At 67.6% G+C, this 14,082-nt stretch carries 21 protein-coding genes; all 21 read left to right on the top strand.

Annotation, left to right across the window (positions count from 1 at the left end; translation table 11 throughout):
• Positions 1-98 precede the first annotated feature (98 nt).
• The gene (locus MCHLDSM_RS19820; RefSeq protein ID WP_048471646.1) at positions 99-1,685 is read left to right on the top strand and encodes a carboxylesterase/lipase family protein; all 1,587 of its coding nucleotides are present in this window, start codon (positions 99-101) and stop codon (positions 1,683-1,685) included.
• 381 nt (positions 1,686-2,066) lie between these two features.
• The gene (gene rpsJ, locus MCHLDSM_RS19815) at positions 2,067-2,372 is read left to right on the top strand and encodes a 30S ribosomal protein S10 (RefSeq protein ID WP_003883485.1); all 306 of its coding nucleotides are present in this window, start codon (positions 2,067-2,069) and stop codon (positions 2,370-2,372) included.
• 15 nt (positions 2,373-2,387) lie between these two features.
• Positions 2,388-3,044 carry a 50S ribosomal protein L3 gene (gene rplC / locus MCHLDSM_RS19810; protein ID WP_048471645.1) on the top strand — a complete coding sequence of 219 codons (657 nt, stop codon included), beginning with the start codon at positions 2,388-2,390 and terminating at the stop codon, positions 3,042-3,044.
• Entirely contained in the window at positions 3,041-3,691 is a 651-nt protein-coding gene (rplD, locus tag MCHLDSM_RS19805; RefSeq protein WP_048471644.1) for a 50S ribosomal protein L4, read from the top strand. The genes rplC and rplD overlap by 4 nt, the downstream gene beginning before the upstream one ends.
• Positions 3,691-3,993, top strand: coding sequence for a 50S ribosomal protein L23 (gene rplW, locus MCHLDSM_RS19800; protein ID WP_048419633.1), 303 nt, complete (start codon positions 3,691-3,693; stop codon positions 3,991-3,993). Before rplD ends, rplW begins: the two co-directional genes overlap by 1 nt.
• Before the next feature lie 23 nt (positions 3,994-4,016).
• The gene (rplB, locus tag MCHLDSM_RS19795) at positions 4,017-4,853 is read left to right on the top strand and encodes a 50S ribosomal protein L2 (protein ID WP_048471643.1); all 837 of its coding nucleotides are present in this window, start codon (positions 4,017-4,019) and stop codon (positions 4,851-4,853) included.
• A gap of 11 nt (positions 4,854-4,864) precedes the next feature.
• On the top strand, positions 4,865-5,146 hold the full coding sequence (rpsS, locus tag MCHLDSM_RS19790) for a 30S ribosomal protein S19 (protein WP_006245110.1): 282 nt from the start codon (positions 4,865-4,867) through the stop codon (positions 5,144-5,146).
• Positions 5,146-5,598: a 50S ribosomal protein L22 gene (gene rplV / locus MCHLDSM_RS19785; RefSeq protein ID WP_048471642.1), complete on the top strand. Its 453-nt coding sequence runs from the start codon at positions 5,146-5,148 to the stop codon at positions 5,596-5,598. Before rpsS ends, rplV begins: the two co-directional genes overlap by 1 nt.
• Complete coding sequence (gene rpsC / locus MCHLDSM_RS19780) at positions 5,598-6,461, top strand: 30S ribosomal protein S3 (protein WP_048471641.1); 864 nt, start codon at positions 5,598-5,600, stop codon at positions 6,459-6,461. The genes rplV and rpsC overlap by 1 nt, the downstream gene beginning before the upstream one ends.
• 2 nt (positions 6,462-6,463) lie before the next feature.
• Positions 6,464-6,880 carry a 50S ribosomal protein L16 gene (gene rplP, locus MCHLDSM_RS19775; protein WP_043405777.1) on the top strand — a complete coding sequence of 139 codons (417 nt, stop codon included), beginning with the start codon at positions 6,464-6,466 and terminating at the stop codon, positions 6,878-6,880.
• Positions 6,880-7,113 (top strand): 50S ribosomal protein L29, encoded by a 234-nt coding sequence (rpmC, locus tag MCHLDSM_RS19770; protein WP_048419629.1) that lies wholly within the window; start codon positions 6,880-6,882, stop codon positions 7,111-7,113. Before rplP ends, rpmC begins: the two co-directional genes overlap by 1 nt.
• Positions 7,113-7,412 (top strand): 30S ribosomal protein S17, encoded by a 300-nt coding sequence (rpsQ, locus tag MCHLDSM_RS19765; protein WP_048471640.1) that lies wholly within the window; start codon positions 7,113-7,115, stop codon positions 7,410-7,412. The genes rpmC and rpsQ overlap by 1 nt, the downstream gene beginning before the upstream one ends.
• A gap of 100 nt (positions 7,413-7,512) precedes the next feature.
• Positions 7,513-9,864 (top strand): arylsulfatase, encoded by a 2,352-nt coding sequence (locus tag MCHLDSM_RS19760; protein WP_048471639.1) that lies wholly within the window; start codon positions 7,513-7,515, stop codon positions 9,862-9,864.
• A gap of 1 nt (position 9,865) precedes the next feature.
• Positions 9,866-10,540, top strand: a complete 675-nt coding sequence (locus MCHLDSM_RS19755; protein ID WP_053083035.1) for a hypothetical protein — start codon at positions 9,866-9,868, stop codon at positions 10,538-10,540.
• A 5-nt stretch (positions 10,541-10,545) separates the two neighbouring features.
• The gene (locus tag MCHLDSM_RS19750) at positions 10,546-11,409 is read left to right on the top strand and encodes a formylglycine-generating enzyme family protein (RefSeq protein ID WP_048471638.1); all 864 of its coding nucleotides are present in this window, start codon (positions 10,546-10,548) and stop codon (positions 11,407-11,409) included.
• Between the two features lie 191 nt (positions 11,410-11,600).
• The gene (gene rplN / locus MCHLDSM_RS19745; protein WP_003883432.1) at positions 11,601-11,969 is read left to right on the top strand and encodes a 50S ribosomal protein L14; all 369 of its coding nucleotides are present in this window, start codon (positions 11,601-11,603) and stop codon (positions 11,967-11,969) included.
• Complete coding sequence (gene rplX, locus MCHLDSM_RS19740; protein ID WP_048471637.1) at positions 11,970-12,287, top strand: 50S ribosomal protein L24; 318 nt, start codon at positions 11,970-11,972, stop codon at positions 12,285-12,287.
• A gap of 4 nt (positions 12,288-12,291) precedes the next feature.
• Positions 12,292-12,864 carry a 50S ribosomal protein L5 gene (rplE, locus tag MCHLDSM_RS19735; protein WP_048471636.1) on the top strand — a complete coding sequence of 191 codons (573 nt, stop codon included), beginning with the start codon at positions 12,292-12,294 and terminating at the stop codon, positions 12,862-12,864.
• A 3-nt stretch (positions 12,865-12,867) separates the two neighbouring features.
• Positions 12,868-13,053 carry a type Z 30S ribosomal protein S14 gene (locus MCHLDSM_RS19730; protein ID WP_011778599.1) on the top strand — a complete coding sequence of 62 codons (186 nt, stop codon included), beginning with the start codon at positions 12,868-12,870 and terminating at the stop codon, positions 13,051-13,053.
• Positions 13,054-13,129: 76 nt separating this feature from the next.
• Positions 13,130-13,528, top strand: coding sequence for a 30S ribosomal protein S8 (gene rpsH, locus MCHLDSM_RS19725; protein WP_048419623.1), 399 nt, complete (start codon positions 13,130-13,132; stop codon positions 13,526-13,528).
• 14 nt (positions 13,529-13,542) lie between these two features.
• Positions 13,543-14,082 (top strand): 50S ribosomal protein L6, encoded by a 540-nt coding sequence (gene rplF / locus MCHLDSM_RS19720; protein WP_043405801.1) that lies wholly within the window; start codon positions 13,543-13,545, stop codon positions 14,080-14,082.

The following is a 14,082-nucleotide window of genomic DNA, read 5'->3' as shown; positions in this document are numbered from 1 at the left end:
CTCCTCAGGGGTACTTGACGCGTGTCAACTGCTGGCATCTTATGTGACGGGCGCCACGTAGCGGAAGCACTTCGGCGACACGGCTAAGCTCGGATCTCGTGACGCCCGCAACGGTTCTTCGCCGGGTGCTGTGCGTCTTGTTCGCCGTCGTACTGGTCGCCGGATGCGCCGGTGGGCGTGGTGAGGCGCCCCCGCCGGCACCGGCCGACCCGGCGCTGGCGCAGATCACGACGGGGACGCTGCGCGGCGTGGTCGCCCAGGATCATCGGCTGTTCGCCGGAATCCCTTATGCCGCACCCCCTGTCGGCCCGCTCCGGTTCGCCGATCCGCAGCCGGCCGCGCCGTGGCCGGGGGTGCGCGACGCGACGACGTTCGGGCCGCGATGCATGCAGAGCCTCGGCGGGGACATCGAACTCGGCCGCCAGACCGATGAGGACTGCCTGAGTCTGAACGTGTGGACCCCGGCGGCCGCGTCGGCGAAGCCACGCCCGGTGATGGTGTGGATCCACGGCGGAGCCTTCGTCAACGGCAGCGGCAAGATCTACGACGCTCGGCGGCTGGCCGCGCGCGGCGACATCGTCGTCGTCACCATCAACTACCGCCTCGGCGCGCTGGGCTTCCTGGCCCACCCGGCCCTCGGGGCACCCGGTCACGTCGGCAACTACGGCCTGGCCGACCAGCAGGCGGCGCTGCGCTGGGTCCGCGACAACATCTCCGCGTTCGGCGGCGACCCCGACCGCGTCACGGTCGCGGGGGAGTCCGCGGGCGGCATGTCGGTGTGCGACCACCTCGTCGCACCCGGCTCCCGGGGCCTGTTCGCCGCCGCGATCATCCAGAGCGGGCCGTGCCAGGCCCAGGCCGCCCTGCCGGTCGCCCAGGACCGCTCCTTGCAGTACGCCGCCGGCCGCGGATGCGCCGACCCGGCCCAGGCCGCCCGCTGTCTGCGCGCGCTGCCCGCCGACAAGCTGCGCGAGCCGGCGTGGTTCTACAACATCGGCGACGACGAGCTCACCGGACCGGTGACCGGTACGGCCGCGCTGCCCCGCGACCCCATGAGCACGATCGGCAGCGCCGGCGCCCAGCAGGTGCCGGTGCTGATGGGCACCACACGCGACGAGTTCACGCTGTTCGTCGGCATGCAGTACGTCCGCGAGGGAGTCCGCTACACCCCGCAGGACTATCCGCGGCTGCTGGCCGACGCCTTCGGCCACAACGCACCGGCGGTGGCGCAGCGCTATCCGCTGGCCGCCTACCCGAGCGTCCCGCTGGCCTACTCCGCGGCCGTCACCGACGGGGTGTTCTCCTGCATCGGCGACCGGCTGGCGCGGGCGCTCACCGGCGGTCCCGTCTACTTCTACGAGTTCAACGACCGCGCCGCGCCGGCGCCCGAGCCGCTGCGCACCCTGCCCTTCCCGGTCGGCGCCAGCCACTCGCTGGAGTTGCGGTACCTGTTCGACGTCGGGGGAGCGCTGCCCCTGGACCCGGCCCAGCAGAAACTCTCCGACGAGATGATCGACTACTGGTCGTCGTTCGTGAAGTCGGCGTCGCCCGACACCGACGGACGGCCGCAGTGGGACGCATTCGGCGACGGCAACCAGGTCATGTCCCTGCAACCCGACGGCAGCCGGATGATCGACTCCTTCGCCGACGAGCATCAGTGCGCGTTCTGGGCCGGCTTACGCTAGTCGCAGGCCCCACCTCTTCACGTTCTGCACACGGAGTGCGAGTGAACCCCACCGAAAGGTGACTCTGTGGGACGCATGATGCTCGACGGCGCGGGCGAGCGGAGGGCCTGCGCCAGGCCGAACGTCACATCGACGGCACTCGTCAGAGCCCTCCACCAGGGATTTGGAGCACGCCGGGATCTGAGGCATACTGTTCGGGTTGCCTTGAGCCGGGTTCGCCTGGCCGGGCATGCGACTGGCGCCCCTCGCGGGGCGCATCCGGTCCCCACCACGATTTCGGGCGACACACCCGACCGCGGGGGCCGGTGAACCACAGACAGGTAAACAGCGGCGGCACAGCCAGGCCCTTCGAGGGCCCGTTAGTAGTGAGGTAGGAGAAGCGTGGCGGGACAAAAGATCCGCATCAGGCTCAAGGCCTACGACCATGAGGCGATCGATGCCTCTGCGCGCAAGATCGTCGAGACGGTCACCCGGACGGGCGCGAGTGTGGTCGGCCCGGTGCCGCTGCCGACCGAGAAGAACGTGTACTGCGTCATCCGCTCCCCGCACAAGTACAAGGACTCGCGGGAGCACTTCGAGATGCGTACCCACAAGCGGCTGATCGACATTCTCGACCCGACGCCGAAGACCGTTGACGCCCTGATGCGCATCGATCTGCCGGCCAGCGTCGACGTCAACATCCAGTAGGAGATTCCAGAAACCATGGCTAGAAAAGGCATTCTGGGCACCAAGCTGGGCATGACGCAGGTGTTCGACGAGAACAACAAGGTCGTGCCGGTGACGGTCGTCAAGGCCGGGCCCAACGTCGTGACGCGCATCCGCACCCCTGAGCGTGACGGCTACAGCGCCGTGCAGCTCGCCTACGGCGAGATCAGCCCCCGCAAGGTCACCAAGCCGGTGACGGGGCAGTTCGCCGCCGCCGGTGTCAACCCGCGCCGCCACCTCGCCGAGCTCCGGCTCGAGGACGAGGCCGCCGCCGCGGAGTACGAGGTCGGTCAGGAACTGACCGCCGAGATCTTCGCCGACGGCGCGTTCGTCGACGTGACCGGCACCAGCAAGGGCAAGGGCTTCGCGGGCACCATGAAGCGCCACGGCTTCCGCGGTCAGGGCGCCAGCCACGGCGCGCAGGCCGTGCACCGTCGGCCGGGCTCGATCGGTGGCTGCGCCACCCCGGGCCGCGTGTTCAAGGGCACGCGCATGTCGGGCCGGATGGGTAGCGACCGCGTCACCACGCAGAACCTGAAGGTGCACAAGGTCGACGCCGAGAACGGCGTGCTGTTGATCAAGGGCGCCGTCCCCGGGCGCAACGGTGGACTCGTGGTTGTCCGCAGCGCAATCAAGCGAGGCGAGAAAGCATGACTGTGAAAATTGATGTGCTGACACCGGCAGGCAAGAAGGACGGCTCGGTCGAGCTGCCCGCCGAGCTGTTCGATGTCGAGCCCAACATCGCGCTGATGCACCAGGTGGTGACCGCGCAGCTCGCGGCCAAGCGCCAGGGCACGCACGCGACCAAGACGCGCGGCGAGGTCTCCGGCGGTGGCAAGAAGCCGTACCGCCAGAAGGGCACCGGCCGCGCCCGTCAGGGTTCGACGCGTGCGCCGCAGTTCACCGGCGGTGGCGTCGTGCACGGCCCGCAGCCGCGCGACTACAGCCAGCGCACCCCGAAGAAGATGATCGCCGCCGCGCTGCGCAGTGCGCTGTCGGACCGGGCGCGCAACGAGCGCATCCACGCGATCACCGAGTTGGTCGAGGGCCAGAAGCCGTCGACCAAGAGCGCCAAGTCGTTCCTGGCGACGCTGACCGATCGCAAGCAGGTGTTGGTGGTCATCGGCCGCGCCGACGAGACCAGCGCGCTGAGCGTGCGCAATCTGCCTGGCGTGCATGTGATCTCGCCGGACCAGTTGAACACCTACGACGTGCTCAAGGCCGACGACGTGGTGTTCAGCGTCGAGGCGCTCAACGCGTACATCGCGAGCGCGACCAAGAAAGACGAGGTGTCGGCCTGATGGCTACCGTGACCGATCCCCGCGACATCATCCTGGCCCCGGTGATCTCTGAGAAGTCCTACGGGCTCATCGAGGACAACGTGTACACGTTCGTCGTCCACCCGGACTCGAACAAGACGCAGATCAAGATCGCCGTCGAGAAGATCTTCAAGGTCAAGGTCGCGTCCGTGAACACCGCCAACCGGCAGGGCAAGCGCAAGCGCACCCGCACCGGCTTCGGCAAGCGCAAGGACACCAAGCGCGCCATCGTGACGCTGGCTGCGGGAAGCAAGCCCATCGACCTGTTCGGAGCGCCGGCGTAGCCGGCAGGGAGAACTAGACAATCATGGCAATTCGCAAGTACAAGCCGACGACCCCCGGTCGCCGCGGTGCCAGCGTCTCCGACTTCGCCGAGATCACTCGCGACCACCCGGAGAAGTCACTGGTCCGTCCGCTGCACGGCAAGGGTGGCCGTAACGCCCACGGCCGCATCACCACTCGGCACAAGGGTGGCGGCCACAAGCGCGCCTACCGCGTGATCGACTTCCGTCGCCACGACAAGGACGGCGTCGACGCCAAGGTCGCGCACATCGAGTACGACCCGAACCGCACCGCGAACATCGCGCTGCTGCACTACCTGGACGGCGAGAAGCGCTACATCATCGCGCCGCAGGGTCTCAAGCAGGGCACGGTCGTCGAGTCGGGCGCCAACGCCGACATCAAGCCGGGCAACAACCTGCCGCTGCGCAACATCCCCGCCGGCACCGTGATCCACGCTGTGGAGCTGCGGCCCGGCGGCGGTGCGAAGCTGGCCCGCTCGGCCGGTGTCAGCATCCAGCTGCTCGGCAAGGAGGGCACCTACGCCTCGCTGCGTATGCCCAGCGGTGAGATCCGCCGCGTCGACGTGCGCTGCCGCGCCACCGTCGGCGAGGTCGGCAACGCCGAACAGGCCAACATCAACTGGGGCAAGGCCGGCCGTATGCGCTGGAAGGGCAAGCGTCCCACCGTCCGTGGTGTCGTGATGAACCCGGTCGACCACCCGCACGGCGGTGGCGAGGGCAAGACCTCCGGTGGCCGTCACCCGGTCAGCCCGTGGGGTAAGCCCGAGGGCCGCACCCGCAAGCCGAACAAGGCGAGCGACAAGCTCATCGTCCGTCGCCGGCGCACCGGCAAGAAGCGCTAGGGAGTAAAGCGATGCCACGCAGCCTCAAGAAGGGCCCGTTCGTCGACGACCATCTGCTCAAGAAGGTGGACGTGCAGAACGAGAAGAACACCAAGCAGGTCATCAAGACCTGGTCGCGCCGGTCCACCATCATCCCGGACTTCATCGGCCACACCTTCGCCGTCCACGACGGTCGCAAGCACGTGCCGGTGTTCGTCACCGAGTCGATGGTCGGGCACAAGCTGGGCGAGTTCGCCCCCACCCGCACGTTCAAGGGTCACATCAAGGATGACCGGAAGGCGAAGCGCCGGTAATGACTACAGCGATTGAATATCCGTCTGCGACGGCGAAGGCGCGCTTCGTGCGCGTCTCGGCCACCAAGGCCCGCCGCGTCATCGACCTGGTCCGCGGCAAGAGCGTCGAGGAAGCCCTCGACATCCTGCGCTGGGCGCCGCAGGCCGCCAGCGAGCCGGTCGCCAAGGTGATCGCCAGCGCTGCCGCGAACGCGCAGAACAACGAGGGGCTGGATCCGTCCACGCTCGTGGTCGCCACGATCCACGCCGACGAGGGCCCGACCGCCAAGCGGATCCGCCCCCGTGCGCAGGGTCGCGCGTACCGGATCCGTAAGCGCACCAGCCACATCACGGTGATAGTGGAGAGCCGGCCGCCCAGGAACACGGGCAAGCAGGGTGCCTCGGCGTCTGCAGCACGCGCGCGTCGCGCCCAGGCCAGCAAGGCCGCCAGCAACAAGGGAGGCTCGGAGTAGTGGGTCAGAAGATCAATCCGCACGGTTTCCGGCTCGGTATCACCACCGAGTGGAAGTCGCGGTGGTTCGCCGACAAGCAGTACGCCGACTACATCAAGGAAGATGTGGCGATCCGCAAGCTGCTGGCCACGGGCCTCGAGCGCGCCGGCATCGCCGACGTCGAGATCGAGCGCACCCGCGACCGCGTCCGGGTGGACATCCACACCGCGCGTCCGGGCATCGTGATCGGCCGTCGCGGCACCGAGGCCGACCGCATCCGCGCCGACCTGGAGAAGCTCACCAAGAAGCAGGTGCAGCTCAACATCCTCGAGGTCAAGAACCCCGAGTCGGTGGCCCAGCTGGTCGCCCAGGGTGTTGCCGAGCAGCTGAGCAACCGCGTGGCGTTCCGCCGTGCGATGCGCAAGGCGATCCAGTCGGCGATGCGCCAGCCCAACGTCAAGGGCATCCGGGTGCAGTGCTCGGGCCGCCTCGGCGGTGCCGAGATGAGCCGCTCGGAGTTCTACCGCGAGGGTCGGGTGCCGCTGCACACGCTGCGCGCCGACATCGACTACGGCCTGTACGAGGCCAAGACCACCTTCGGCCGGATCGGCGTGAAGGTGTGGATCTACAAGGGCGACATCGTGGGCGGCAAGCGCGAGCTGACCGCCGCGGCTCCGGCCGGTGCCGATCGGCCCCGCCGCGAGCGTCCGTCGGGCACCCGCCCGCGCCGTAGCGGCGCGTCGGGCACCACGGCGACGAGCACCGACGCTGGTCGAGCTGCCACGGAGAGCCCAGCAGAAGCACCCGCCGCCGAGGCTGCAACCCCGGTTGCCGACACCTCGGTCGCCGCGGGCGCATCCGCCCCGGAGAACACGGAGAGCTAGTCATGTTGATTCCCCGCAAGGTCAAGCACCGTAAGCAGCACCACCCCCGGCAGCGCGGCATCGCCAGCGGCGGCACCTCGGTGAGCTTCGGTGACTACGGCATCCAGGCTCTGGAGCACGCCTACATCACCAACCGGCAGATCGAGTCCGCTCGTATCGCCATCAACCGGCACATCAAGCGTGGCGGCAAGGTGTGGATCAACATCTTCCCGGACCGTCCGCTGACCAAGAAGCCCGCCGAGACCCGGATGGGTTCGGGCAAGGGCTCGCCGGAGTGGTGGGTGGCCAACGTCAAGCCCGGCCGCGTGCTGTTCGAGCTGAGCTACCCCGACGAGGCGACCGCACGGGCCGCACTGACCCGTGCCATCCACAAGCTGCCGATCAAGGCTCGCATCGTCACCAGAGAGGAGACCTTCTGATGGCAGTAGGAGTTTCGACGGGAGAGCTCCGTGAGCTCACCGACGAGGAACTGACCGACAAGCTCCGCGAGTCCAAGGAAGAGCTGTTCAACCTGCGCTTCCAGATGGCGACGGGCCAGCTTGCCAACAACCGCCGGCTGCGGGTCGTCCGGCAGGAGATCGCACGGGTGTACACCGTGCTGCGCGAACGTGAGTTGGGTCTGGCCGCCGGACCCGGAGGTGAGGATTCCTAATGGCAGAAACGCAGGCAGACGGCAAGCACACGCCGCGCACCGAGCAGCCGCGCGGTCGTCGTAAGACGGCCATCGGTTACGTCGTGTCGGACAAGATGCAGAAGACGATCGTTGTCGAGCTCGAGTCCCGCAAGTCGCATCCGTTGTACGGCAAGATCATCCGGACCACGACCAAGGTCAAGGCCCACGACGAGAACGAGGCCGCCGGTGTCGGCGACCGCGTTTCGCTGATGGAGACCCGACCGCTGTCGGCCACCAAGCGCTGGCGCCTGGTCGAGGTGCTCGAGAAGGCCAAGTAGCACCGCCGATCGGACGACGATCGCGACAGCCCCCGCACGCCACCCGGCGGCGGGGGTTTTTGCATGTCCGGAGGGTTCGCGGGGTGTACTGTCCGGCGCTATGACCACGGAGTTCAACGGCAAGATCGAGCTCGACATCCGGGATTCCGAACCGGACTGGGGGCCCTATGCGGCGCCGGTGGCCCAGCCCGACGCGCCCAATGTGCTCTATCTGGTGTGGGACGACATCGGGATCGCGACCTGGGACTGCTTCGGCGGGCTGGTGAACATGCCGGCGATGAGCCGCATCGCCGAGCGCGGCGTACGCCTCACCCAGTTCCACACCACCGCGCTGTGTTCACCGACCCGCGCGTCGCTGTTGACCGGGCGCAACGCCACGACGGTGGGCATGGCGACCATCGAGGAGTTCACCGACGGTTTCCCCAACTCCAACGGCCGGATTCCGTTCGACACGGCGCTGCTGTCAGAAGTGCTCACCGAGAACGGATACAACACCTACTGCGTCGGCAAGTGGCATCTGACCCCGCTGGAGGAGTCGAATCTCGCGGCCACCAAACGGCACTGGCCGCTGGGCCGAGGCTTCGAGCGGTTCTACGGGTTCATGGGCGGCGAAACCGATCAGTGGTATCCCGAACTCGTCTACGACAACCACCCCGTGCCGCCGCCGGCGACACCCGAGCAGGGCTATCACCTGTCCAAGGACCTGGCCGACAAGACCATCGAATTCATCAGGGACACCAAGGTCATCGCCCCGGACAAGCCGTGGTTCACCTACCTGTGCCCGGGTGCCGGGCATGCGCCGCACCACGTGTTCGCCGAGTGGGCAGACCGTTACGCCGGCGTCTTCGACATGGGCTACGAGCGTTACCGCGAGATCGTGCTGGAGAACCAGAAGCGGCTCGGCATCGTGCCGCCCGACACTGAACTCTCGCCGGTGAACCCGTATTCCGACGTGTCCGGGCCCAACGGGGAGCCGTGGCCGCCGCAGGACACCGTGCGCCCCTGGGACTCGCTCGGCGACGACGAGAAGCGGTTGTTCAGCCGGATGGCCGAGGTGTTCGCCGGGTTCCTGTCCTACACCGACGACCAGATCGGCCGTGTGCTGGACTATCTCGAGGAGTCCGGCCAGCTCGACAACACGATCATCGTGGTGATCTCCGACAACGGGGCCAGCGGCGAGGGCGGACCGAACGGATCGGTCAACGAGGTCAAGTTCTTCAACGGCTACATCGATTCCGTCGAGGAGAGCCTGAAGCACTTCGACGATCTCGGCGGCCCGCAGACCTACAACCATTACCCGATCGGCTGGGCGATGGCGTTCAACACCCCCTACAAACTGTTCAAGCGCTACGCCTCGCACGAGGGTGGTATCGCCGACACCGCAATCATCTCCTGGCCCAACGGAATCAGCGCGCACGGCGAGGTGCGGGACAACTACGTCAACGTCGCCGACATCACGCCGACGGTGTACGACCTGCTGGACATCACCCCGCCCGCGACCGTGCGCGGGGTGGCGCAGAAGCCGTTGGACGGCGTGAGTTTCAAGGTGGCGCTGGAGAATCCGCATGCGCCCACCGGCAAGGAGACGCAGTTCTACACGATGCTGGGCACCCGCGGCATCTGGCACAAGGGCTGGTTCGCCAGTGCGGTGCACGCCGCGTCACCGGCGGGCTGGTCGCATTTCGACGACGACCGCTGGGAACTGTTCCACATCGAAACCGACCGCAGCCAGTGTCACGACCTGGCCGGCGAACACCCCGAGAAGCTCGCCGAACTGATCGATCTGTGGTTCGCCGAAGCAGGCAAGTACAACGGACTCCCGCTGGGTGATCTGAACATCATCGAGACGATGTCGCGGTGGCGGCCCTACCTCGCCGGGGAGCGCTCGTCCTACGTCTACTATCCCGGCACCGCCGACGTGGGCATCGGCGCCGTGGTGGAACTGCGCGGCCGGTCCTTCGCCGTGCTCGCCGAGGTCGCCGTCGACGCCGACGGTGCCGAGGGTGTGATCGTCAAACACGGTGGTGCGCACGGTGGTTACGTGATGTACGTGCAGGGCAACCGGCTGCATTTCTGTTACAACTTCCTCGGCGAACAGGAGCAGACGCTGTCGGCGTCGGAGCCCCTCACCGCCGGGTTGCACACGCTGGGCTTCGCGTTCACGCTCACGGGGACCGCGGAGGGCAGTCACACCCCGATCGGCGACGCCGCGCTCTACGTCGACGACACCCAGGTGGCCGACTACGGCGGGATGCGCGTGCACCCGGGCACTTTCGGCCTGGCCAGTGCGAGCCTGAGCGTCGGGGTCAACAACGGCTCGCCGGTGTCGCGGGCGTTCGTGGCGCCGTTCCCGTTCACCGGCGGCAGCATCGCCCAGGTGAAGGTCGACGTCTCCGGCACGCCGTATGCCGACCTCGAACGCGACTTCGCCCGCGCCTTCGCCAGGGACTGACGTGATTCGCGGCATCCTGCCCGCTCTGCTGGTGTGCACGGTGATGCTCGCACCGGCCTGCACCCGCAGCAGCGACGGTGCGGCCACCGCGCAGAGTGGTCAATCCAGCACGCCCGCACCATCTTCGACCACCACGGCGTCGGCCGCACCGCCCGTCGCCCCGACTGATGACGTGCCCGGCGTGGTCCCCACGCCGGCCACGTCGGCCGCCGACGAGGACTGCGCACCGGCGGCTCCGCCGGCCGTCCCGGTGGACGTGCGCATCGACGACCCGGCGGCGCCCACCGTGGTGGTCGGAGCGCCCCAGGAGTGGACCACCACACCGTCTCCGGACGGGACGACGCTGACCGGACCCGAGAACATGTCGGCCACGGTCACGATCACCGCGACACCGCTCGATGCCGCCGCCGCGTTCCGCGGCTACGCCGATGACCTGACCGCGAAGACCACGATGAGCACGCTGAGCCTGCTGCCGGCAGAAACCTGCGGGTTCAGCGGACAGAAGCTGATGGGCATGCTCGGTGGCGTCACCCCGGGCAGCGTGCTGTACCAGGCCCGCATCGTGCACGTGCCGGGCTACCTGATCGCGGTGTACGTCGAGGCGCCCACCGACACCCCCGACTTCGACGCCGTGGCACCGGTGCTGACCGAGGGACTGCGGATCGGCCTACCCTGAGCAGCATGCTGACCGACCTCGTCGACCTCGACGGCGGGCGGTACCGGATGGGATCGACGCAGTTCTATCCCGAGGAGGCGCCGGTGCACACGGTCGCCGTCGCGCCCTTCGCGATCGAACGGCACCCCGTCACCAACTCCCAGTTCGCCGCGTTCGTCGCCGATACCGGGTACCGCACGGTCGCCGAGATCCCGCCCGACCCGGCGCAGTTTCCCGGGGCTGCACCGGCCGACCTGGTGGCCGGCGGACTGGTGTTCCGGCCCACCCGCGGACCGGTCGATCTGCGGGACTGGCGGCAGTGGTGGGAATGGGTGCCCGGCGCGGACTGGCGGCACCCCTACGGGCCGGACAGCTCGGTCGAGGACAAGGCCGACCACCCGGTGGTGCAGGTCTGTTACACCGACGCACTGGCCTACGCCCGGTGGGCGGGCCGGCGGCTGCCCACCGAGGCGGAGTGGGAGTTCGCCGCGCGCGGAGGTGCGACGACGACGTATCCGTGGGGTGACGACGCGGCCCCGGGCGGGCAGGTAATGGCCAACACCTGGCAGGGCGCCTTCCCGTACCGCAACACCGGCTGGGCCGGCACCTCGCCGGTCGGGACGTTCCCGGCCAACGGCTACGGCCTGGTCGACATGATCGGCAACGTGTGGGAGTGGACGACGACCCGCTTCGCCGGCCATCACGCGCTAGCCGGCGACACCGAGTCGTGCTGCGGACCGTCCGGACCCGACCCCGCGGTAAGTCAGGCGCTCAAAGGCGGGTCGCACCTGTGCGCGCCGGAGTACTGCCACCGCTACCGGCCGGCCGCCCGGTCGCCCCAGTCACAGGACAGCGCGACGACGCACATCGGCTTCCGGTGCGCGCTCTGAGCCCGCCCTGACCAGCGATTTGGTGCATACGCCGAGCTCACCTAGTATGTAGGGGTTGCCTAGGGCAGACCTCGGTTATCTCTGGTTCTCGCATGCCGGAGAAAACCCTGCGTGCTCTTAGGTGACAAAGACCGCGCACGTCAGGGTCGGTAATCCTGCGTGCATACGAAAACCCAGGTCGAGGAGATCGAGTGATTCAGCAGGAATCGCGGCTGAAGGTCGCCGACAACACGGGCGCCAAGGAGATCTTGTGCATCCGCGTTCTCGGTGGCTCGTCGCGGCGCTACGCGGGCATCGGTGATGTCATCGTGGCCACCGTCAAGGACGCCATCCCCGGCGGCAACGTCAAGCGCGGCGACGTCGTCAAGGCCGTCGTCGTGCGCACCGTCAAGGAGCGCCGTCGCGCCGACGGCAGCTACATCAAGTTCGACGAGAACGCCGCCGTCATCATCAAGGCCGACAACGACCCGCGCGGCACGCGCATCTTCGGGCCGGTCGGTCGCGAACTGCGCGAGAAGCGCTTCATGAAGATCGTCTCGCTCGCCCCGGAGGTGTTGTAGATGAAGGTCCGCAAGGGCGACACGGTGCTCGTCATCTCCGGCAAGGACAAGGGTGCCAAGGGCAAGGTCCTGGTGGCCTACCCTGAGCGCAACAAGGTCCTCGTCGAGGGCGTGAACCGGATCAAGAAGCACACCCCCGAGTCCCGCACCGAGCGCGGCGCTTCGTCGGGCGGCATCGTCACGCAGGAGGCGCCGATCTCGGTGTCCAACGTGATGCTGCTCGATTCCGACGGCAAGCCGACGCGCGTCACGTACCGCATCGATGACGAGACCGGCAAGAAGGTCCGTATCGCCAAGACCAACGGCAAGGACGTCTAGGACGATGACTACCACCGAAAGCAGTGTGAAGACCCTGCCCCGCCTGAAGCAGCGCTACCGCGAAGAGATCCGCGACGCCCTGCAGAAGGAGTTCGGCTACGCCAACGTGATGCAGATCCCAGGTGTGGTCAAGGTCGTCGTCAACATGGGTGTCGGCGACGCCGCCCGCGACGCGAAGCTGATCAACGGGGCGGTCAACGACCTCGCCCTGATCACCGGCCAGAAGCCCGAGATCCGCCGGGCCCGTAAGTCGATCGCGCAGTTCAAGCTTCGCGAGGGCATGCCGATCGGCGCCCGCGTGACGCTGCGCGGCGACCGGATGTGGGAGTTCCTGGATCGCCTGATCTCGATCTCGCTGCCCCGTATCCGCGACTTCCGCGGTCTGAACGGCAAGCAGTTCGACGGCACCGGCAACTACACCTTCGGGCTGACGGAGCAGTCGGTGTTCCACGAGATCGACGTGGACAGCATCGACCGTCCGCGCGGCATGGACATCACCGTCGTCACCACGGCGACCAACGACGACGAAGGACGAGCGCTGTTGCGGGCGCTGGGCTTTCCGTTCAAGGAGAACTGAGCAATGGCAAAGAAGGCTCTGGTCAACAAGGCCAACAAGAAGCCGAAGTTCAAGGTGCGGGGCTACACGCGCTGCAACCGCTGCGGCCGTCCGCACGCGGTGTTCCGCAAGTTCGGCCTGTGCCGCATCTGCCTTCGCGAAATGGCGCACGCCGGCGAGCTGCCCGGTGTGCAGAAGTCCAGCTGGTAAGCCAGCCAACCACTACTAAAACAGTTGCGGCAGGCCCCGTTCGGGGAACCGCCGCGAGAAAGGTGAACCGGCTGTCATGACCATGACGGATCCGATCGCAGACTTCTTGACACGTCTGCGCAACGCCAACTCGGCGTACCACGACGAAGTGACCCTGCCCCACAGCAAGATCAAGGCCAACATCGCCGAGATCCTGAAGTCGGAGGGCTACATCACCGACTACCGCACCGAGGACGCCCGCGTCGGCAAGTCCCTCGTCGTGCAGCTCAAGTACGGCCCCAGCCGGGAGCGAAGCATCGCCGGCCTGCGCCGCGTGAGCAAGCCCGGTCTGCGGGTGTACGCGAAGTCCACCAACCTGCCCCGCGTTCTCGGCGGGCTGGGCGTGGCGATCATTTCTACGTCGTCCGGCTTGAGGACCGACCGCCAGGCTTCCCGCGAGGGTGTCGGCGGCGAAGTCCTCGCGTACGTGTGGTGAGGGGTAGATAAGACATGTCTCGCATTGGAAAGCAGCCGGTCCCGGTTCCTGCCGGGGTCGATGTCACGATCGACGGACGCAATGTGGCCGTCAAAGGCCCCAAGGGCACGCTGACCCTCGATGTCGCCGAGCCGATCGAGGTCTCGCGCGACGACGACGGCGCCATCGTGGTGACCCGCCCCAACGACGAGCGGCGTAACCGCTCGCTGCACGGGCTGTCCCGCACACTGATCGCCAACCTGGTCGACGGTGTGACCCAGGGCTACACCACCAAGATGGAGATCTTCGGCGTCGGCTACCGCGTGGTGGCCAAGGGCAACGACCTCGAGTTCGCGCTCGGCTACAGCCACCCGGTGCTGATCACCGCTCCGGAGGGTGTCACCTTCGCGGTCGAGACGCCCACCAAGTTCTCGATCTCCGGTATCGACAAGCAAAAGGTCGGCCAGATTGCGGCCAACATCCGCCGCCTGCGGAAGAGCGATCCCTACAAGGGCAAGGGAATCCGCTACGAAGGCGAGCAGATCCGTCGCAAGGTCGGAAAGACGGGTAAGTAG

Origin of the sequence: Mycolicibacterium chlorophenolicum (assembly GCF_001044235.1) — a bacterium.
In the GTDB taxonomy this organism is placed as follows: domain Bacteria; phylum Actinomycetota; class Actinomycetes; order Mycobacteriales; family Mycobacteriaceae; genus Mycobacterium; species Mycobacterium chlorophenolicum.
Note: the sequence above shows the minus strand (reverse complement) of the source record. Positions and strands in the feature narration are given on the sequence as shown.

Coding starts and splice junctions, on each gene's coding strand:
- MCHLDSM_RS19760 (WP_048471639.1), top strand. CDS start 7,513: ATGACCACGGAGTTCAACGGCAAGATCGAGCTCGACATCCGGGATTCC.
- rplE (WP_048471636.1), top strand. CDS start 12,292: ATGACTACCACCGAAAGCAGTGTGAAGACCCTGCCCCGCCTGAAGCAG.
- rpsQ (WP_048471640.1), top strand. CDS start 7,113: ATGGCAGAAACGCAGGCAGACGGCAAGCACACGCCGCGCACCGAGCAG.
- rplD (WP_048471644.1), top strand. CDS start 3,041: ATGACTGTGAAAATTGATGTGCTGACACCGGCAGGCAAGAAGGACGGC.
- rplC (WP_048471645.1), top strand. CDS start 2,388: ATGGCTAGAAAAGGCATTCTGGGCACCAAGCTGGGCATGACGCAGGTG.
- rplX (WP_048471637.1), top strand. CDS start 11,970: ATGAAGGTCCGCAAGGGCGACACGGTGCTCGTCATCTCCGGCAAGGAC.
- rpsS (WP_006245110.1), top strand. CDS start 4,865: ATGCCACGCAGCCTCAAGAAGGGCCCGTTCGTCGACGACCATCTGCTC.
- MCHLDSM_RS19730 (WP_011778599.1), top strand. CDS start 12,868: ATGGCAAAGAAGGCTCTGGTCAACAAGGCCAACAAGAAGCCGAAGTTC.
- rpsH (WP_048419623.1), top strand. CDS start 13,130: ATGACCATGACGGATCCGATCGCAGACTTCTTGACACGTCTGCGCAAC.
- rplW (WP_048419633.1), top strand. CDS start 3,691: ATGGCTACCGTGACCGATCCCCGCGACATCATCCTGGCCCCGGTGATC.
- rpmC (WP_048419629.1), top strand. CDS start 6,880: ATGGCAGTAGGAGTTTCGACGGGAGAGCTCCGTGAGCTCACCGACGAG.
- rplP (WP_043405777.1), top strand. CDS start 6,464: ATGTTGATTCCCCGCAAGGTCAAGCACCGTAAGCAGCACCACCCCCGG.
- MCHLDSM_RS19750 (WP_048471638.1), top strand. CDS start 10,546: ATGCTGACCGACCTCGTCGACCTCGACGGCGGGCGGTACCGGATGGGA.
- rplV (WP_048471642.1), top strand. CDS start 5,146: ATGACTACAGCGATTGAATATCCGTCTGCGACGGCGAAGGCGCGCTTC.
- rplF (WP_043405801.1), top strand. CDS start 13,543: ATGTCTCGCATTGGAAAGCAGCCGGTCCCGGTTCCTGCCGGGGTCGAT.
- rplB (WP_048471643.1), top strand. CDS start 4,017: ATGGCAATTCGCAAGTACAAGCCGACGACCCCCGGTCGCCGCGGTGCC.